The sequence below is a fragment of the Citrobacter sp. CK198 genome (genome assembly GCF_030333295.1).
In the GTDB taxonomy this organism is placed as follows: Bacteria; Pseudomonadota; Gammaproteobacteria; order Enterobacterales; family Enterobacteriaceae; genus Citrobacter_B; species Citrobacter_B koseri.
Window position 1 is genome coordinate 507,534 of the sequence record NZ_JAOWGE010000035.1, and the last position, 20,793, is coordinate 528,326.

Genomic DNA, 20,793 nt, shown 5'->3' on the forward strand with positions numbered 1-20,793 from the left:
GCGACTTCGGACCGGAGGGACTATGTCACATCTCAAATACGGACTGGACCGTTTGGGTTCCCAACGCGCCCGGCGCAAAGCATTCTCTATTTTTGTCCTTGCGCAGATACCATTGGCGCTTTGCCTCGCGGGTTTCGCGCGGGCAGATCTCTATTTTAACCCCCGTTTCCTGGCCGACGATCCCTCGGCCGTTGCGGATCTCTCTGGATTTGAAAACGGGCAAGAGGTGCCGCCTGGCGCCTATCGCGTGGATATCTATCTGAACGATGGCTTTATAACTACCCGCGACGTCACGTTTAACGCTGGCGCAAACGGTCATCGACTGGAACCGTGCCTGACCCGTAGCCAGCTCGCTGGCATGGGGGTCAGCACGTCGGCCATCACCGGTATGGATACGCTGGCGTCCGACGCCTGCGTACCGTTGACGGAAATGGTCAAAGATGCCACCACCCGCTTCGATGTCAGCCAACAGCGCCTGTACCTGAGTGTCCCGCAGGCTTTCATGGGCAATCGCGCGCGCGGTTATATTCCACCGGAACTCTGGGATGACGGGATTAACGCCGGTTTGCTGAACTATAACTTTACCGGCAACAACGTACATAACGATGCCAGCGACAGCAGCAATTACGCGTATTTAAACCTGCAAAGCGGCCTCAACCTTGGCGCCTGGCGTCTGCGTGATAACACCATCTGGAGCTACAGCAGTGGCGGTAGCGCGTCCAGTAATGAGAATAAATGGCAGCATGTGAACAGCTGGCTGGAGCGCGATATTACCCCCCTGCGCGCCCGCCTGACGCTTGGCGACAGCTACACCAACGGCGATATCTTCGACGGGATTAACTTCCGTGGCGCCCAGTTAGCCTCTGACGACAATATGCTGCCGGATAGCCAGAAAGGCTTTGCGCCGGTCATCCACGGCATTGCGCGCGGCACGGCGCAGGTCTCTATCAAACAAAACGGCTATGAAATCTACCAGAGCACGGTGCCGCCGGGCCCCTTCACAATTAACGATCTCTACGCCGCAGGCAACGGCGGCGATCTCCAGGTCACCATCAAAGAGGCCGATGGCACCAGCCAGGTCTTCAGCGTGCCGTGGTCTACGGTGCCAATGTTACAGCGTGAAGGGCACACCCGTTATGCAGTGACCGCTGGTGAATACCGCAGCGGCAACGACCAGCAGGAAAAACCAAAGTTCTTCCAGAGCACCCTCCTGCACGGGCTCCCGGCAGGCTGGACGCTGTATGGCGGCACCCAACTGGCCGACAACTATCGCGCCTTCAATTTAGGGGTCGGTAAGAACATGGGCGAGTTCGGCGCGGTTTCGCTGGATGCAACTCAGGCCAACGCCACCCTGCCTGACGACAGCTCTCACCAGGGGCAATCGATACGCTTCCTTTATAACAAGTCGCTCTATGAGACCGGCACCAACGTCCAACTGGTGGGATACCGTTATTCCACCCAGGGCTATTACAGCTTTGCCGACACCACTTACCGCAGGATGAGTGGCTATGACGTTGAAACCCAGGATGGCGTGATTCAGGTCAAACCCAAATTCACCGACTACTACAACCTTGCTTATAACAAGCGGGGCAAGGTTCAGATGAGCATAACGCAGCAGTTGGGACGCACTGCCACACTGTATGTGAATGGCAGCCGTCAAACTTACTGGTCAACCAACAAGGCCGACGAACAGCTACAGCTGGGGTTAAATGCCGCCGTTGACGATATCAACTGGACGCTGAGCTACAGCCTGACCAAAAACGCCTGGCAACAGGGCCGCGACCAGATGTTAGCGTTCAACGTCAATATTCCGTTTAGCCACTGGCTGCGTTCCGACAGCAAATCCGTCTGGCGGCACGCAAGCGCCAGCTACAGCATGTCGCACGACCTGGATGGCCGGATGACTAACCTGGCCGGTCTTTACGGCACGCTGCTGGAAGACAATAACCTGAGCTACAGCATGCAAACCGGTTATGCCAGCGGTGGCGAAGGCAACAATGGCGGAACCGGCTACGCGGCGATGAACTATCGCGGCGGCTACGGCAACGCTAACGTGGGCTACAGCCACAGCGATGGATTTAAACAGCTGTACTACGGGATGAGCGGCGGTGTACTTGCCCATGCCAACGGCATCACCTTAAGCCAGCCATTAAATGACACGGTAGTGCTGATTAAAGCGCCTGGCGCCGGAGACGTGAAAGTCGAGAACCAGACCGGCGTACGTACCGACTGGCGCGGTTATGCCGTCATGCCGTACGCCACTGAGTACAGGGAAAACCGCGTCGCGCTGGATACCAACACCCTGGCGGATAACGTCGATCTCGATGATGCGGTGGTCAGCGTCGTGCCGACCCACGGCGCCATCGTCCGCGCCGAATTTAAAGCCCACGTCGGGGTAAAAATCCTGATGACGCTGACGCACAACGGCAAACCCGTGCCATTCGGCGCTATGGTCACCTCCGGCGATAACCAGAGCGGCAGCATCGTGGCAGATAACGGCCAGGTCTACCTGAGCGGCATGCCGCTGGCGGGAAGCGTTCAGGTGAAATGGGGCGAAGGCCCGAGGGCTAACTGCATGGCCCGGTATCGCCTGCCGGAAGAGAGCCAGAAACATGTGCTGAGCCAGCTCTTTGCAGAGTGCCGTTAAGGAAGGAATGATGATGAAAAAACCACTGTATTTCCTCGGCGCTGTGCTGACGCTGGCCTGCGTCAATGTCTTCGCCGCCGACAGCACGATTACGATTAGCGGCTACGTCCGCGACAATGCCTGCGCTGTCGCGGGAGAGTCAAAAGATTTTACCGTTGACCTGATGAATAACGCCGCTAAACAGTTTAATGCGGTGGGGGCGACAACCCCGCTCGTCCCATTCCGTATTGTCCTCTCTCCCTGCGGTAACTCGGTTACGGCAGTCAAAGTCGGCTTTACCGGCACGGAGGATGGCAGCAACACCAGTCTATTGAAGATCGATAGCGGTGCCTCGGCAGCCGCAGGCATGGGCGTGCAGATCCTCAATAACCAACAGACGATGCTGCCGCTCAATGCCGCGTCATCATCCATCGCGTGGACCACGCTCACGCCTGGGCAGACCAACATCCTCAACTTTTATGCACGCCTGATGGCTACGCAGATTCCGGTCACCGCCGGGCACGTCAATGCCACAGCAACATTCACGCTTGAATTTCAGTAACCGGAGGCTGAGATGAAATGCAACTATGTAGGGTGGCTTCTGGCAAGCGTACTGACAGCGGCTTCTTCAGGGCTTCAGGCCGCTGATATCACGATTACCGTCAACGGGAAGGTGGTGGCGAAGCCGTGCACGGTGTCTACCACCAATGCCGCCGTTGACCTCGGTGACCTGTATACCTTCAGCCTGGTAACCACAGGTTCGGCTTCCGCCTGGCACAGTACCGCGCTGGAACTCACTAACTGTCCGATCGGCACCTCCCGGGTCATCGCAACCTTTAGCGGAACCGCAGACAGCACCGGTTATTACAAAAACCAGGGGACCGCCGGCAATATTCAGCTCGAATTGCAGGATGACGCAGGCACCACGTTAAACAATGGCGCCACGAAATCCGTTCAGGTGGATGACTCAACGCAGTCCACCCGCTTTCCGTTACAGGTCAGAGCGTTAACGGTCAACGGCGGCGCCACCCAGGGAACTATTCAGGCGGTGATTAGCGTCACCTATACCTACGCCTGAGTCAGGAGAGTTTGTCATGAAAAAAATCATCGCGCTATTCACCACGCTGCTGCTGATGGGTTGGTCGCTGGATGCTGCGGCATTCACCTGTAAAGTCAATGATACCGGGCAGACCATGACCTCAGGGTCAGCGAATGTCTATGTAAACCTGACGCCATCTGTTGGAGTGGGTCAAAACCTGGTCGTAGATTTATCCTCTTCAGTTTCCTGTAAAAACGACTCCTCCGGCGGCTCTATCATTGACTACATCAATTTAACCAGCGGTTCCGCCTTCGGTGGCGCGCTTGCGGCGTTTACGGGGAGCGTTTACTGGGCGGGGAATACGTATCCTTTGCCGATGAACGGTAATTCATCCGTCTATACCATCACTCATACGGATTATCGCGGATTGCCGCTGCGCATGTATCTGACCGCGACCGGAGCAGCGGGAGGCGTCGTCATCAACTCTGGCGAACTCATCGCGCAATTGAATATGCATAAAGTGGCCAGCGACGGAAACCCGAATAATTTCATCTGGAATATTTACGCCAACAATAATGTTGTTGTCCCTACTGGGGGATGCGACGTATCAGCGCGTGATGTCACCGTGACGCTTCCAGACTATCCCGGCTCAATGGCCGTGCCGGTTACTGTCCACTGTGCGCAAAACCAGAACCTCGGCTATTACCTTTCAGGTACGACCGTCGATGCCGCCAACTCTATCTTCAGCAACACCGCGTCCTCCTCAGCGGCGCAGGGTATCGGCGTTCAGATGACCCGATACGGTAGTGTTGTTCCCGCTAACAACACCGTAGCACTGGGCACGGTCGGCACATCGCCGGTAAATCTTGGCTTAACCGCAACCTACGCGCGCACCAGCGGCCAGGTCACGGCGGGCAACGTACAGTCGATCATCGGGGTGACATTTGTTTACCAGTAACCCTCCCTCCCCGCTGGAGAAAACAAGGGTGGACTATATCCTGTCTCCCTGTTCAATGGCGGCGGAAGGAATCGCCAGAATGATGACCAGTAGTCAACGGCGACCGGTGCTGCTGCAACACCAGACGCAGGAGCGCCTTTCGCTACAGCTAACATCCGAGGTCGGAAGGATTGTCGTTTTTCTCCCTGACGATCCTTACTGGCTGCTGTTTATTCTTAAGGAAGCCGCCTTCCTGCTTGCTGAGGCAGAAACACCGCTGCCCATGCTGATCCTTAGCCGTAGTCCATCCGCCTGGCTATGGCAAACGCTGCTCTACCATGTTCCTGATAAACGGCAACTTACCGCCGTCCGGGCGGTCGCCTCCGACCTTCCTGGGGAACAACTGGCAGCGCTGCTACAGGGTGACTTCCTGCAATACCCGAAACTCCAGCAATTGTCCTTTTTAGACGTGCAGATACAGGGCAAACCGGCAGCGGGGTTAAGTAAAACGGAATTGAGCGCCACCCTCTCTCTTCTGTACGGGTACAGCATCAACACACAGGCGAAGATCCGCGGTGTGAGCCAGAAAACACTTTATAATCAAAGAACGTCAGGACTAAAAAAGATGGTGGCGTCTCACCCGCATCTGATTACCCGCTTTCCTGGAAGCCAGAGCAAGACTCACAACAATCAGCTCATCGCCGCGCTATCTCCCTTTGAGCGCGAATTTATCCATGCCATTCATAGCCAACAGGTATTCCCGGTATTTCAACCCATAACCGACGGCCACCTGCGGTTGCAGGGGGTTGAAATCCTTTCCCGCTGGAGAAGAGGCGACAACGTATTGCTTCCCGGCGAATTTCTGCCGCAGATCCACGCCGAATACGCCTGGCTCCTGCTCACGGCCTTTGTGCTACAAATAGCAATCCAGAACATTAACCAACACCAGGGTAAGTTCTGGTTCTCAATAAATATTCCACCCTGCATCGCCAACCACGAAAACCTGCTGCGGATGATGGAAACGGCGCGCCAGCAGCTACAGCAGCCGCAATGGTCGGGTCGATTAGTGCTGGAATTTGCAGAAACGGTCGATCTGCATCAGCAAGGAAGAACAGCAGAAAATATGGACAAAATCCAACGGCAAGGCTTTCGCATCTTCCTCGATGACTGCTTTTCACACAGCAGCGTAATGTTTCCCGTCAGGACAATCCGCTTTAGCGGCTACAAGCTGGATATGAGTATCGTGAATGATTTTCAACGCGATCCACATGCACTGGCGCTGATAAAGAGCCTGCTCTACTACTGCCAGTTGACGCAGAGTCGCTGTATTGCCGAAGGCGTCGATAGTCTGGAGAAATTCAATCAGTTGAAAGCGCTGGGAGTTGACCGCTTTCAGGGCTATCTTTTCTCGCCGCCCATCACTCACGATCGTCTGCCGGAGATAATCCAGCAATTTTTACCGAAACATCCCGCACCTCGCTGAACGCACGCTGCGCCTTACTGATTTCATAGAGCGCCGCATGACAGGGGATAACTTTTCTGAGACCGACGTGTTCCACGGTCCGGCGAAGGGCTAACCCCCATCATGCTGCGCGTTTTGTTATACCGCTTTTCAGAGTTTGAAGCTGCCGACCACTTTTTCAAGCATCTCGGTTTGCGATTCCATTGACTGGGCCGCTGCGGCAACCTCTTCTACCAGCGCCGCATTCTGCTGGGTCGCGCTATCAAGCTGAGTAATGGCGATATTAATCTGCTCAATTCCGCGACTTTGCTCATCGCTTGAGGAGCTGATCTCAGAGATTAAAACGCTCACGTCTTCAACCTTCTCCATTAAGCCGTCCATTGTCGTACCCGCCTGGCGAACCAGACCGCTACCTTGCTCAATACTGCTGACCGATTCTTCAATGAGCTTCTTAATTTCCTGCGCGGACTGAGCGCTTCGCTGCGCAAGAGAACGCACTTCACCGGCAACGACGGCAAAACCACGGCCATTCTCACCGGCCCGCGCCGCTTCAACCGCCGCGTTCAGCGCCAGAATATTGGTCTGGAACGCGATGCCATCAATTACGCTGATGATTTCCACCACTTTTGAGGATGAATCATTGATGTTGCTCATTGTGGCAACCACGTCATTGACCACTGAAGCCCCCGCCTTCGCCGCGTCGGAAGCCTGTGTCGCCAGCCTGTTCGCCTGCAACGCATTCTCCGCATTTTGCCGTACGGTGCTGGTGAGTTGCTCCATCGACGCCGCCGTTTCAACAATGGAAGCGGACTGTTCTTCCGTACGGGAAGAGAGATCCAGGTTTCCTCCGGCGATCTGCCGCGAAGCGGAAGAAATTGCCGAGGAGCTGTGCCCAACCTGCTGCATCAAATCCTGAAGGAACGCGATGAATTTATTAAAGTTATTGATGATGGCATTAAATTCCGGGCTTTTACTTTCCACAAGCCGTTGCGTGAGATCGGCGCCGCCGCCGGATAGCGCCTCTATGTTCCTGTTCAGCAGCGTCACATTCCTGAAAATGTTGCGCACAATCAGCATCAGGACAAGAACAATGATAAGGCCGATCACCGTCTGCACGAGCGTGAGTGTTGTCAGTATCGCATTAGACTGGCGCACCAGGTTGCTGCTGGGCGTATCAATCACCAGATACCACGGGCTGCCTTCTATCGACAAAACAAACAGCGAATGGGCGCCGTCTTCGCCGTCATAGCCGCCCTCATATTCCGCTTTTTGCCCCTGGCTCAGCAGATTGAGCAGCGGTAAAGCTGACGGAATATTCAAATCGCGCACATTCATCAATGCGGTATTGCCTTGAGTCGGCGCGCCGTTCCCAACAATTTTGCCATCAGACTCAACAATTAATACGGTTCCCTCGACCGCCTTCCCCATCTCTTTTGCCAGTTGGTTAAAAAAGCCCAACGTCACATCAATAGTGGCGACACCCCAGGCCTTTCCCTCTTTCCAGATTGTCATCGCGCAGTTGGTTCTCGGCTGCGGGCTGGCCGAATCCTGGTAGGCTTTGGCCCATGCACACTCACCTTTTGGCGCAGCCATACCGTCTTTATACCACGGCTGTTCCCAGTATTTTTCTGACTCCGGCTGGTTCCAGACCGTATTAAGCTGGAGCACGCCACCGGCATCGCGCGCATAAAAAGTGCTGAATTTGTCGCGGCCCGGCTCGCGCAGCCCGGGTAATGGCCAGATGCCGCCGCCAAAAACGTTCAGATCGCCATACTGGTTCACAAACAGCGGCAAGAGCGCGTCAATTTGATCGCTCTGAAGCCCGGAAACCAGTTCGGTGATCGTGCGCTGCTGCGCTTTAACGCGGTTCATTTGCTCTTTTATCGCGTCACTTTGCAACTCGACCGTGGCTCTTATATTTCTGGTTTCCGTTGCAATAATCTGCGGAGAGACAAATTGTTTGATAACAACAAACGTAACCAACAGTAATATAACAAAAAAACTTATAAGCAGGAGTGTCACTCGGGCTTGAGTTGTTTTCCACATCATGGGGTAGGGTCTCGATCGGTTTGGATAAGTGTTATAACGACATTTATCCGCAATTCTTTACTTATTTCGATCGCTCTGAATAAGGTTTTCCCCACATAAAATAAAAACAGCATTTTAATTAACCGTCGTCCATCTGACCTTGTATAAGGCCGCACATCCGCTTTCAAAAATAATTAAATACATATCATGAAGTTGCACAATCCGCGCAATGCATCGCAGGCTAATGAAGTTTTATTTTTCAACTTATGATGTCAGTTTTATTCCTTACCTTTATTTTTTATCGCCTTGTATTTTTTATTAATACGCCCGGCCCCGCTCCGGCGCGACTGCCGAAGCGGGGCATTCATAGCCAAAAACTAGATAGCACGGCGTTTATAAGGACGATAGTGCGGTAGCCAAAAATGCGCCATAATGCGCTGTGTTAGCACAGCATCATCCAGCGCATCCGCTACGCCAGACAGCTGCGCCGCCTTCCCCACTTCAAAGGCAATACGGCGGGTTACGTCGCATATCATGTTGATTTCCGGCAGCAATCCTCCGCCATGATGACGCACCGAAGGCGAGGCGTCGGCAAGCGCGCGGCTCGCCGCCATCAGCATCGTTTCCGTGATCCTCCTGGCGCCGCTGGCAATTGCGCCAAGACCGATGGCAGGAAAGATATACACGTTATTACACTGCGATACCGGTATCGTACGTCCGGCAAAATCTACCGGCTCACAAGGGCTTCCCGTTGCGATAATCGCCTGTCCATCAGTCCAGCGGATAAGATCCTGCGGCCGGGCCTCCATTCTGGAGGTCGGGTTAGACAACGGCATAATAATCGGGCGCTCGCAGTGGCGATACATCGTACGCACCACCTCTTCAGTGAACAGCCCCGCCTGCCCTGAAACGCCCAACATCACGCCAGGTTTCGCGTTATGAATGACCTCCAGCAAGGACGGCGTCGCGCCAGCGTATGCCCATCCAGATAGCATTTCAGGAGGCTGCGCCAGCGGAACCTGAAAATCAGCCAGCGACGAGGCGGTGGTCATCACCAGGCCGTCGCGATCCACCATGAAAATCGTTTTGCTGGCCTCTGCGGCGTCCATACCTTCGGCCACCCGGCAGGCGATGATATGGCGGGCAATGCCGCAACCCGCCGCCCCTGCGCCAACGATGACCATCGTCTGCTGATTAAAATCACGCTGGCTGGCGCGGCAGGCCGCTAAAATTGTCGCCAGCGCGACCGACGCCGTTCCCTGAATATCATCATTAAAACAGCACAGCTCATCACGATAACGATGCAGCAAAGGAACCGCAGTATGCTGGGCAAAGTCCTCAAATTGCAGCAATACATCCGGCCAGCGACGTTTCACCGCAGCGATGAACATACCGATAAACGCAAAGTAGTCTTCACCGATGATGCGCGGATGCCGCCAGCCCATATAGCGGGGATCGTCTAATAATCGCGGATTGTTTGTCCCGACATCCAGCATAACGGGCAACGTATGCGCCGGATTTACCCCGCCGCAAACGGTATACAGAGACAGTTTGCCAATCGGTATCCCCATTCCCCCAACGCCCTGATCGCCCAGTCCCAGAATGCGTTCCCCGTCCGTCACCACAATCACTTTGATATCGTGTCTCGGGATATCATGCAGAATATCGTCAATTCGTTCGCGATCGGGCCACGAAATAAAGACCCCTCTGGCGCGACGATAAATCCCGGAAAACTTTTCACATGCCGCGCCAACAGTCGGGGTATAAACAATCGGCAGCATTTCCGGGAGATGTTTTTTCAGCAGGTAATAAAATAGCGTCTCATTCGTATCCTGGATATTACGCAAATAAATATGCCGCGCGTTATCAGACTCCGCCTCCAGATATTGTTGGTAAGCGCGTTCCGCTTGCTCATCAATATTTTCGATAGCGCAGGGCAGCAATCCATTAAGATTAAAATCATTCCGCTCTTGCTGAGTAAAACTGCTCCCCTTATTCAATAACGGCGATTCCAGTAACAGTTTCCCCGTAAACGGGACGTATAAAACATCGTGTGTCACGTTGCTGTCCATGAGTTAAATCCGGTAATAAGAAAAGCGCTAAATCAGCACATAGTTGGCAATCAACATCGCGGCAATCCCCGCCAGCGCCGGGAGCAGCGTTCTTCTGACGATCATAAACGGTGAGCATTCGCCCGCTTTGCTCACGGCGATAATGATGCCCGCAACCGGAGAAATAGAGCGCCCCATTCCCGCCATCAGTTGCATAGGCAGAATCATATTGACCGCGCTTTCACCAAACTTTGCCGCGATAGAGGGCGCCAGCCCGGAAAAGGAGAAGAATGCCGCCACGCCAGAACCGGTTAATACCGCAGTAACGCCCACCAGCGCCGTCATCACCAGCGTCATACTGGTAAAGCCCAGACCGGCGCTTTGCACGGACTGAAGGAGATAGTCCACTGCGCCGATCTTCTGTAGCCCCTGGGCATAGATATCCGCGCAGACCAGTAAAGAAACGATACTGGTAAACATGCTTCCCATTCCTTTGAAAAATACCTGCAACCCTTTGCAACAGGCGCGGAAATCACGCGTGGTGAACAGCTCGAAGAAAAAAGCGACCACCGCCCCGAGGATCATCGCCGTCACAACGTCAATTTTGATGGATGCGATCGCCAGCGGGCTGAAAACCAGAACCAGAATGACGGGCAATACAGGCAGCAGCGCATAAATGGCGGGCACTTTGCGTCCTTCTTCTTCCGCTTCGGCAACCTCTTCCATCCCCGGAACAAACCCATCTTTTTTATCGAAATATTTGGCGGTAAAGAAAATCACCACCGCGACGGCCAGCATAACCACAACTGCCACCGGCATCTGATAGTGCGCAAAGTAAATCGCGCTTTCCATTCCGGCATGTTTGGCCGCAAGATTCGCCGTTCCAACCGCCGGGCCAAGATCCATAAACGCGCACAGGCCGATCATCGCGGCAGCGGACGCTTTACTGACGCCCAGCCGCACCAGAACGGGAAAGAACGTCACCAGTAATAACATCGCCAGCCCGGCTGCGCTGGAGATCGCCACATGCAGAAGCTGCGCGCAAATGTAGCCCAGCGCAAGAATAAGATAAGGCGCTTTAATGACCTGCAAGGGACGAATACACATATTCACCATCGCATTCGAGGCTTTGATGTGATCCATATAACTGGCGAATCCCCCCGCCGCCATAATAATTAAGCCGATACCCGCGATTTGCGTGGTCAAAGACTCTTTTGCAAAACTGAAGATATCCAGCCAGGTTGACCCGGTAGATTTTGCTTTTCCATAAAGAATACTATTCTCTGGGTAAAACAGAACGGTAACTGTTAATAACGCCAGCCCCGCGAATAATAACACAGTTTGCGGCTGGTAATTTTTCACAATTAACCACGCGGCAATTACTGTTATCACTATTGCTATAATAAATGCAGTCATAACAACAATCCCTATACCATACAAATCAGAGATGTCAGCCTTATGCAAGCAGCGTTTTCACCAACAGCTAAAAACCTGCTCATACATATTGCCATGAGAATATGTCCGTCAGTTCACGGTATTAAATAATTGTACTGTCGATTTAATCGTAATAAACCACCGTGCTATAAAATATGGGAAAGGGCTTTTCCCATATTTTTTTGTGAGTAAGATCGCATCTTATCTACATGGGGCGCGATCCCGCAGAAAATAAGACGTTTTACTAAATTGCCAGCCACGGAATGATTGACGGCAGAGGTATCTTTTCATATAACAATCTCAATATAAAACGTCACCGGGTACTGCACATGTACAGAAAAAACACATTAAGTCTGGATGAGTATAATTCACTCACCCAAAATATTGGTGACCTGACCGAGTCTGAATGTCGGCTTAATGACTATATTAATAAACACTTCAGCGAATTACCTTATCATGGGATTGTCGATCTTTCCCAGAATGCCGCCGTGAGCAAAGCAACCATCGGGCGCTTTCTGAATAAAGTTGGTTTTACTGGCTATGCGGCTTTCAGAAGAGCGCTGGATACCACGCTGTCAAAAAACAAAATCGCCGCGCCTTTTGAGAAAAACAGTCGCCAGCGACCTAAAAACACCACCAAAACAGAACAGATTGTTGAGACCTTTAATAATAAAGTCACTTCATTATTTAATGGTTTTAAACAGACTATCAGCATCGATAGCCTGAATAAATTCATCGAACTGGTACTCAACAGCCAGCGCCATATTTATGTGGTCGGCCCTTCCTCCTCCCACGCGATGGCGCTGCATTTTTGTACGTTGTTAAAGTACTTTCGCAGCAACATCACTCTTCTGCCTACCGACATCAGCGAGCTGCCCAAGTGCCTGATAAACATCGAACCAGATGATGTTCTGATCGTATTCTCCTACTATCGCTTTAACCGGGTCGCACTCAATATCGCGAAATGGTTCAGAAAGAAAAATGCGACCGTCGTGCTGATCACCAATTCTGATGCTAATCCTTACGGTAAATTCTGCGATCTTCAGTTTGTACTGCCAAGCGACGTGGAGTCCATTTTTCAAAGCCGAATTCTCGGTTTCTTTTTTATCGAACTGATTCTGCATCTGGCTTATGAGAAGAGTGACAATGAAGGCAACTTTGCCCAACTGGAAGAGTTGTTTCTCTTCTTTGAGACATTTTCCGCTTCTTCACATAATACCTGACCAGCAGAGTCGGGAGGGACGCTCCCGACATAAAGCGCTACGCAATATCGATGACTTTCATTTCATCAAACCGCGCGAGGGTCTCGGCAATCAGCGCATCGTTGCAACCAATATAAGACAACGGCTCGCAGGCATCGGCAATTTCTTCTGCGGATAACGACGCCCGAATTTCCGGGCTGGCGTGGACAATGTCGATAAGACTTTGCTCACCATTTGCCTGACTGAGCAGCGCTTTAACTAAATTATAAGCGGGTTCTCGCCCTATTTTGTTCGCCAGACTCATCGTAATCGATTCCGACATAATGAAAGATTTCGAGCAGTCAAAATTAGCGCGCATTCTGTCTTCATTCACAATAAGGTGGGAAAGCAGCTTTTTGGCCCGGCTAAGGCTGACCGATAAGGCGTTCGACGCCTCGGGTAGAATCGTCCAGTTCAATACTCTCATCGACGCCGCGCGCACATCCTGCTGATCCAACATCGCAGGCGCGCCGGAGGCGTACATCCAGCCCATCCTCGCCAGCGTCTGAATCATATTGCTGGCGCGCGGATTAGCCTTGTGCGGCATGGTGCTGGAGCCTCCGCCGCCCTCGCCTTCAAGCACTTCCGCGATGGGGGTGCGTCCCAGGGTTTCCACGTCATTCGCCAGGCGGCAGAGCGTACCGTGAATCAGCGCAAAGCATTGAACCACTTCAACAATTACATCCTGGCTGGCATTGTTTATACCACAGGGAACGTTTAGCCCCAGCGCCCGCATCAACCGCTCACGCGTCGCCATTCCCTGAGAACCGACGGAGGCAAGATTCCCCACCGCGCCACCAAACAGACCCGTAATCGCCCGGGGATAGAGCTGTTGCAGCCGGTTCAGATGCCGATTCACCTCCGCCAGATAGCCGGAGACATGCAGCCCCCAGGTCGTGGCGGAGGCATCAACCGAATTGGTGCGCGCAACCATAACGGTGCGGGCATGCTTTAAGGCCATGCCCTTCATCTCTTCCCCTACCTCAATCAGTTGCTGATATACCCGTTGCAGCGTCTGCTGTAATCGCATCGCCACACCGGAGTCCAGAAGATCCTGGGTGGTGCATCCCCAGTGGAGATAGCGGCTAACCAACGGAGAGCCAGCAGCCGAAATCTGGTCGATCAAGGGCTTAATCGCCATGCCCACCGTTTGCGTTCCCTGGGCTAAGGCAGGCCAGTTTATCTCGATGTTCTGACATGCCTGCTCGATTTCAATCGCCGCCTGTTCAGGAATAATGCCCAGCTCGCTTTGCACGCGCGCTACCGTTGCTTCAAATGTCAACCAACAGCGAAGCAGATTGTCGTCAGACCAGATTTCCCGCATCCGACTCTCGGTAAAGAGCGATGAATAGAGGTCAGAATCAAATACTGTTGTTTGCTTACCGTACATACTGCGACTCTCCGGCAATATAAAGCATATTAATATAAAAGGTCGTGAATGAATCTTGCGGGATCGGCCAACTGATTAACAGGGGAAAATAAAATTCCCATTCATAAAATACGTCATGAGAATTTTGCTTTCCCTTTTTAACGCCCGAAAAACACAAAAATGAGATAGCTATCACAATGAGTTGCCTTGTTAGTGCAACGCGTATTTCGCTTTGCTTTAACTTTTCGCAAATAATCACCATTAAATTTAGCAACACGATAAAACAGGACATCGTTATGCGCTAAAAATCACATTTTGTAATGAGAAAAAATAATTCCCATATCATGACTTTCCTTTTTTCCAGAACAATCCCCCCTGCGATAAACCGCTCACTCGAACAGACAAATAAGCTAACTATTGTTTTCTGGGGATGCTATGAAAATAAAAATGATTTCACTCATTCTACTGACGGGGATGACAACCTCCTCATATGCGATGAGTATCTATAATAAAGATGGAAATACGCTGGATATTTATGGCCGTGTGGAAGGTAAAATTGCCAGCGGAGAAAACTCTTATGCCGGAAGCGAAACACGAACGAATCTGGGTGGCCGTCTGGGGATTTACCTCACCCGGGATTTGGATTTTATCCCCGAGACAAAGATCGTAGGCCGTCTGGAATGGCAGGTGCGAACCGAAAAAAACGACAGCAATACCGGGGATAGCGATTTAAAAGCGCGCTACTCCTATATTGGTTTGTCCAATAAAACCTGGGGCGAACTGATTGTCGGCAGGACCAAAAACCCGTTGTATCAGGTCATGAAAATGACTGATAAATATAAAAACTTTACGCCGAATATTTACAGCTACGGCATCACCACCATTGATGACTCCTACCAGTTCAACCGCCAGGACGGCACCGTACAATGGAATGCTAAATTTGCAGGCAATGAGATACAGCTGGCGTGGGTCGCGGGCAATGGCAGCAGTAATGAAGCCCTGGATTATGGCGCAATGGCCAGTTACAGAAACACGCTCAGACTGGGGGATTTCAGACTCACACCGGCGATTGCCGCCAGCCGTTATAAACGCCAGGATGGCGTAAAAACCACCGATGGCCGGAATCAAAACGACCAGATCATGGCAGGCTTGCAGCTCAGCTATAAGAACGTTGAAGCCGCCGTCACCGCATTACGCACATCCATTGCGCGCGATAATAAAAGCGACAATGACTTTAAAGGCATGGATTCATTACTGTCCTGGAAATACGGTAAATTTAAATTCCTTACCGGTTACAGTTTCCTGGATGAGAAAGATAAATCCGTCTATGAAAAAGAGGACTGGCGTGTCGAAACACAAATAACATTAGCCGATGATACCTGGTTATCATTTACTTACGATAAAGCCTTCGCCAATAAAAACCAAAAAGTCAATGATGACGCGCTCATCGTTGGACTCCGCTATGACTTCTGACAGGTGATTTATGAAAAGAATAATGCAGTTATCCCTTGCATCAACTTTTTTATTTGGCAGTTTATGTGTGCATGCTGATGCGCTATTAGCGCCCTCACCCTATGCAAAAATAGAGGGGGATAATAAAATTGTCGCGCTGTATGGCAACTCGTTTACGTTCTATAACAACAATATTAATACCCGGTTGCGAGATCTGACGCGCTCTTTACTGCCGAATCACGCGAAAGGGTATAAATATCGGGGGATCACCATCTCAAGCGGTCATTTAGGCTGGCAAATTCATAATCTCGCCTATCAGAATACATTGCAAAAATGGGACGTTGTCATCTTGCAAGGCAACTCCACGGAGACGATCTCACAGAAAGAGAGCACCCGGCAGAATTTCATCGAATCCGCGACAAAAATGGCGGATATGGCGCATCAGGCAGGTTCAAAAGTCGTGTACTTCATGACCTGGGCAAAGCGGGATCAACCAGAGGATATACAGAAACTTGCTGACGCCTATGTTTCCATTGCGCAGAAAACTGGCGGCTATGTCGCGCCGGTCGGCCTGGCTTTTGAAAAAGCGCGTAAAGCACACCCGGAAATTAATCTTTATTACCACGATGGCGTACACCCTTCCATCGCAGGAACCTATTTAGCCGCCTGTGTGTTCTTTGCCACGCTGTATAACCAGTCGCCAGTGGGCGGAGCGCTGCCCGTAGACACGGATATGACCCCAGCCACCGCAAAAGCATTGCAGCAGATTGCGTGGGAAACCGTCAGCGAGTTTCAGAAATCATCATAGCCGGTTCGGTTGCCCGATGGCGCAAGCTTATCGGGCCTACAATCTCACCACACCGTAGTACCGTAGGCCGGATAAGGCGAAGCCACCATCCGGCATTACTACCGGGCATCCCTGCCCGTTTTTAACTCAGTACCGTAGGCCGGATAAGGCAAAGCCGCCATCCGGCATTACCCGCACCATACCGTAATACCGTAGGCCGGATAAGGCGAAGCCGTCATCCGGCATTACTACCGGGCATCCCTGCCCGTTTTTAACTCAGAAGTCGTAATTAACAGACAGCTTCAGGGTACGCGGTTCGCCACGGAACACATACACGCCATCGTAGTCGGATACACCAGACCAGTATTGCTCGTTGGTGACGTTATCCACCCCTAAACGCCATACCATCTCATTCTGCTCCTGGTTTACGCGCATCCGGTAACGAACGCCGAGGTTAAGCGTGGTGTAACTGTCCAGCTTCTTCTCATTAGCGGCGCCGTCATACTGCGAGCCGGTGTGATTCAGTCGCGCGGTAGCGGTCAGCCCATCAACCTGCCGGATATCATATTCAGCACCGAGAACGGCGGTGAAACGTGGAGTACCGGAAGCATCATTCCCCTGGTTGACGCCATCCTGCGTTTTGGTCAGTTTCGGCTGTAACCAGGTCGCACTGCTGTTCAGACGCAGACCGTAGACCGGCTCACCAAACAGGTTAACTTCCACACCCCGGTTACGCTGCTCGCCATCAGTCGAATATTCCTGCGTCGTCTCGTTCTTAATCACGGACGGTTTCTTAATCTCAAACAGCGCCAGGCTACCGCCGACGGTGCCGAAATCAATTTTCACGCCCACTTCATTTTGCTTAGAGTGCAGAATACCGATGCTTTTACCGTAATCCGGCGACTCCTGATCGGTAATGTTTTCACCCGGCTGTAATGCCTCGGTGTGGTTGGCATACAGTGACACCGTGTCCCACGGCTTATATACGATACCGTAGGTCGGCATCCATCGACTTTCCGTATAGCGAGAAGCAGTGTCTTCTTCACCGGTCGCATTGCTGTAGTTACGCACCACCACTTTCTGATTACGCGCGGCGACGGTCAGCAGCACCTGGTCATCAAAGAATCCCAGCGTATCGCTGAGGAGATAACCCTGAGTACGGTTTCGGGAGGTTGTCAGCGGATCGTGATAGTTGCCGCCGGCGAGATCCCACTGCGGCATCGGCACGTCATGGTTGTCATAGATATTGGTCATGGAGCCAGGGTTGGCCCAGTTCATACGCCATGCCGTTTTATCGCGTTTGATCACCGCCGAATAGCCCAGGTTCACCTTATGGCTGACCGACCAGGTATCAAATTCGCCGCGAATACCCGCCATACTGCTGAACGCGTCAATAATACGGTTGGTATACAGCACATTGACGACAGCATCACCCGATCTGTCCAGTAATTTTGGCGCGGTATAAATCCCGGTTTCATGCGCATGTTGCGCCCCGGCGCCGCCGTAGACCGTCCAGTTATTCAGGATGTCGTATTCAGCGCGCGCCATACCGAACTGGTTGGTAATATCACTGTAGCCCCACTTCTGGCTGTAGTTATCCGTGTTGTTCGGTACATCCGGCACGAAATCGACGCCGCTTAAGTTAATCCCCATCGTCCCGCCGTGGAACGTCTTTTTCTGGGCAGCGACATCCAGCGAGGAGCGCAGTTTATCGCCGCGATAATCCAGCCCGAGGGCGGCCAGCGTCGTGCGCTTTTTCTCGTTATCAACGGCGGTTTCGCCTTCACGATGCAGAATGTTTACTCGCGCGCCAAACTGATTGTTATCGCCAAAACGACGACCGGCATCCAGCGTGGTGCCTACCTGAGTCGAAGAGGTGTAATCCACCCCCAGGCGCGTCAGCGGCAGGTCATCAGCATGTTTCGGCTCCATGTTGACCATACCGCCCACGCCGGAACTTGCTGCGCCGTTCACGAAAGAGCTGGCGCCTTTAAACACTTCCACGCGCTCAAACAGCGAAGCATCCACGACCTGACGCGGCAGCACGCCAGCCAGACCGCCCCAGGTCACGTCATCCCCCGCCAGCTCAAAGCCGCGAATACGATAGTTTTCTGAGAAGTTCCCGTATCCCTGTACGGGCTGTACTGCGGCGTCGTTTTTCAGCACCTCGCCGATGGTCTTCGCCTGCTGGTCTTCCACCAGTTTTGAGGTGTAACCGATAACGTTAAACGGCACATCCATCGCTTTTTGTTCGCCCAGAACCCCCAGTCGTCCTCCGTGGGCAACCTGCCCCTCCAGGAACGCGGGCACCTGCGCGTCGCCACCGGCTTTAAAACCACTGTTTGCGGATTTGGCCTCAACGACCATCGTATCTTCTTTCCCGGTAGTGTCTTCTGCTGCGTAAACACCGTGAGCGGCGGCACCAATCGCGAATGCCAGCAAGGATTTTTGCAGAGAATAATTATTTTTTGCGCTGCTTTTCATCATTAATCTCATGAATACAAGGACACGAAAAAACCCGTTTAAAATGGGGTTTTATTGAATGAAACCCGAACAAAAATGCTCGTTTTATGTATGGGAAGGGTTTTCCATATATATGTTCTGTGTCCATCCTTGATACGAAGAATAATCACCGAAACCCGCACAGCCAACATGATAATGAGAGTGAAACTCATTATCAATGTTATTTAGATTTTTCATTGTGTGAACAACGGTTACGGGATTTATGGCATTGACACGATTAGCTGTAACGTTACACTAAACCGTTGTAGTTTATACTCTGCTATCCAGATGGCGATACTGAATGAGCCGCCATTCACCGATTGCTGCAAAGGAGATGTATGGCAAACATTCGAGATGTCGCAAAGCATGCGGGCGTTTCCGTCAGCACGGTGTCCAATGTGCTTAACGGCCGCGCCGATCAAATGCGCCCGGAAACGCTGGCGCGCATTCAGCAAAGCATGCAAACGCTCAACTATTTCCCCAACCGGGTCGCCCAGCAACTCAAAACGGGGCAGGCAAAAATGATCGGGTTACTGGTGCCATCCATCGTGAACCCCAGCTTTGCGGCACTGGCGCGTGAAGTGGATCTGGCCGCCAAAAAACACCTCTACCGCGTGCTGATCGGCAACACCTATCGCCAAATCGAAGAAGAAGAAGCGTTTCTGGAAGATATGTTTGCTCATGGCGTTCGCGGGATTATTGTGGCCGCCTGTGATATCGAAAAGCCGCATTTCGCCCGCGCGGCGGCGCAGGGCATGATAATGGTGAACTACGATGGCCGTATGCCCGCAAGCGTTGACTCTGGCGGTTTCGCGCTGGACAGCGTGTCGATGGATAACGTTGAGGCGGGCCGAATGGCGGCAGAGCATCTTATCGCGCGCGGGTGTCGCCGCCTCGCGTTTGCGACCGTCGCAGGAATGACCCCCAGCCGCGCGCATAAAATAGAAGGCTTTCTCAGCGCGGTACGCCAGCACAACATGTATCGTGAAGGGATGATCATCGAAGGAAAAGCGATGGCCGCCTACGGAGATACCGAAATGACCGAACTGGGCCGTTCTCTGGCGCAAACCCTCTGCCAGCAATCCCTTCGTCCTGACGGCATCGTCGCCATTAACGATGCGCTTGGCATTGGTTTGATGAGTGGTTTGCACGAAGCCCGCATCCGCGTACCGGAAGAGATCTCTCTCGTCGGTATCGACAATATTTCACTCTCTGGCCTGGTTTACCCCGGCCTGACCTCTATTATGCCGCCGCTCACGGAGATGGCGGACGTGATGGTTGAGCGCCTGATCGCCCGAATAGAGACTCCGGCAATCCCTCCCGACGAGTTTTTGTTTCCCCCTTCCCTGGTATGCCGACAATCGGTGCGGGAAGCGGAAAATATACGATGAGAATAACGCGAGAAGAACGTCGCGTTCTTCTCGTCTTCTCAGAGTAATGTCGGGCCGACGGTGAGGAGAATATTGGCAAAACGGCGGGTTTCGCCCGACGCGATCACCAGCAGCGTATCCGATGATTTCGCCAGCGCGTAAAACGCATTTCGCTCAACATGAGCAAGTTCCGTCATTTCTGAAAGCAGACCACGGTATTCACGCTCAATCGTGTTATCAAATTCAGCCGGGCTCGTCATTAACGTCGCTTTCTCTACGTTAATATAACCAAGAATTTTCTCCAGAATCATCACGCTGCCAATTAAGCCGGGAGAAAAGTTAAGCCAGATAATACGTGCCTGCGGTGACGAGTTTGTCAGGAAAGAGTAATTCGCATCCGCGATCAGAATATTGGCTTTATGACCGCACTGCGCCAATGCCTGTAATAAATCAGGATGAATAATATCTGACTTTATCATAAAGAGTCCCTTTTAA

The 20,793-nt window shown here is 52.3% G+C and carries 15 protein-coding genes; 9 read left to right on the forward strand and 6 right to left on the reverse strand.

The window, feature by feature from the left end:
* Positions 1 to 22 precede the first annotated feature (22 nt).
* From OGY62_RS20245 to OGY62_RS20265, 5 genes are all read left to right on the forward strand, one after another.
* Positions 23 to 2,647 carry a fimbrial biogenesis usher protein gene (locus OGY62_RS20245; RefSeq protein WP_214143870.1) on the forward strand — a complete coding sequence of 875 codons (2,625 nt, stop codon included), beginning with the start codon at positions 23 to 25 and terminating at the stop codon, positions 2,645 to 2,647.
* A 10-nt stretch (positions 2,648 to 2,657) separates the two neighbouring features.
* Positions 2,658 to 3,188 carry a type 1 fimbrial adaptor subunit FimF gene (fimF, locus tag OGY62_RS20250; protein ID WP_049008429.1) on the forward strand — a complete coding sequence of 177 codons (531 nt, stop codon included), beginning with the start codon at positions 2,658 to 2,660 and terminating at the stop codon, positions 3,186 to 3,188.
* 12 nt (positions 3,189 to 3,200) lie between these two features.
* Entirely contained in the window at positions 3,201 to 3,704 is a 504-nt protein-coding gene (gene fimG, locus OGY62_RS20255) for a type 1 fimbrial minor subunit FimG (protein WP_286460464.1), read from the forward strand.
* 16 nt (positions 3,705 to 3,720) lie between these two features.
* A complete protein-coding gene (locus tag OGY62_RS20260) occupies positions 3,721 to 4,623 on the forward strand; it encodes a fimbrial protein (protein WP_058668445.1) in 903 nt (300 codons plus the stop codon).
* A 79-nt stretch (positions 4,624 to 4,702) separates the two neighbouring features.
* Positions 4,703 to 6,085, forward strand: coding sequence for an EAL domain-containing protein (locus tag OGY62_RS20265; RefSeq protein ID WP_286460465.1), 1,383 nt, complete (start codon positions 4,703 to 4,705; stop codon positions 6,083 to 6,085).
* A 129-nt stretch (positions 6,086 to 6,214) separates the two neighbouring features.
* On the opposite strand, the gene OGY62_RS20270 is transcribed toward OGY62_RS20265, so the two are convergent.
* The 3 genes from OGY62_RS20270 to dcuC form a co-directional block, all read right to left on the reverse strand.
* On the reverse strand, positions 6,215 to 8,113 hold the full coding sequence (locus OGY62_RS20270; protein ID WP_080750339.1) for a methyl-accepting chemotaxis protein: 1,899 nt from the start codon (positions 8,111 to 8,113) through the stop codon (positions 6,215 to 6,217).
* A gap of 356 nt (positions 8,114 to 8,469) precedes the next feature.
* On the reverse strand, positions 8,470 to 10,164 hold the full coding sequence (locus tag OGY62_RS20275; RefSeq protein WP_286460466.1) for an NAD-dependent malic enzyme: 1,695 nt from the start codon (positions 10,162 to 10,164) through the stop codon (positions 8,470 to 8,472).
* Between the two features lie 27 nt (positions 10,165 to 10,191).
* Positions 10,192 to 11,559, reverse strand: a complete 1,368-nt coding sequence (dcuC, locus tag OGY62_RS20280) for a C4-dicarboxylate transporter DcuC (protein WP_198447254.1) — start codon at positions 11,557 to 11,559, stop codon at positions 10,192 to 10,194.
* 347 nt (positions 11,560 to 11,906) lie between these two features.
* Between dcuC and OGY62_RS20285 the strand changes: the two genes are divergently transcribed.
* Positions 11,907 to 12,800 carry a MurR/RpiR family transcriptional regulator gene (locus OGY62_RS20285; protein ID WP_047463819.1) on the forward strand — a complete coding sequence of 298 codons (894 nt, stop codon included), beginning with the start codon at positions 11,907 to 11,909 and terminating at the stop codon, positions 12,798 to 12,800.
* Between the two features lie 37 nt (positions 12,801 to 12,837).
* Here the strand turns inward: OGY62_RS20285 and OGY62_RS20290 are convergent, their stop codons facing one another.
* Positions 12,838 to 14,208 (reverse strand): class-II fumarase/aspartase family protein, encoded by a 1,371-nt coding sequence (locus OGY62_RS20290; RefSeq protein ID WP_286460467.1) that lies wholly within the window; start codon positions 14,206 to 14,208, stop codon positions 12,838 to 12,840.
* Between the two features lie 414 nt (positions 14,209 to 14,622).
* Between OGY62_RS20290 and OGY62_RS20295 the strand changes: the two genes are divergently transcribed.
* Positions 14,623 to 15,660: a porin gene (locus tag OGY62_RS20295; protein WP_012134495.1), complete on the forward strand. Its 1,038-nt coding sequence runs from the start codon at positions 14,623 to 14,625 to the stop codon at positions 15,658 to 15,660.
* A 10-nt stretch (positions 15,661 to 15,670) separates the two neighbouring features.
* On the forward strand, positions 15,671 to 16,447 hold the full coding sequence (locus OGY62_RS20300) for an SGNH/GDSL hydrolase family protein (RefSeq protein WP_012134496.1): 777 nt from the start codon (positions 15,671 to 15,673) through the stop codon (positions 16,445 to 16,447).
* 255 nt (positions 16,448 to 16,702) lie between these two features.
* Here OGY62_RS20300 and OGY62_RS20305 read toward each other — a convergent pair whose 3' ends face one another.
* A complete protein-coding gene (locus OGY62_RS20305; RefSeq protein ID WP_049011916.1) occupies positions 16,703 to 18,910 on the reverse strand; it encodes a TonB-dependent receptor in 2,208 nt (735 codons plus the stop codon).
* 341 nt (positions 18,911 to 19,251) lie between these two features.
* Here OGY62_RS20305 and OGY62_RS20310 point away from each other — a divergent pair, with 341 nt between their 5' ends.
* On the forward strand, positions 19,252 to 20,319 hold the full coding sequence (locus OGY62_RS20310) for a LacI family DNA-binding transcriptional regulator (RefSeq protein WP_326999281.1): 1,068 nt from the start codon (positions 19,252 to 19,254) through the stop codon (positions 20,317 to 20,319).
* Between the two features lie 38 nt (positions 20,320 to 20,357).
* On the opposite strand, the gene OGY62_RS20315 is transcribed toward OGY62_RS20310, so the two are convergent.
* Positions 20,358 to 20,777, reverse strand: a complete 420-nt coding sequence (locus OGY62_RS20315; RefSeq protein WP_012134501.1) for an RbsD/FucU family protein — start codon at positions 20,775 to 20,777, stop codon at positions 20,358 to 20,360.
* Between the last annotated feature and the right edge of the window lie 16 nt (positions 20,778 to 20,793).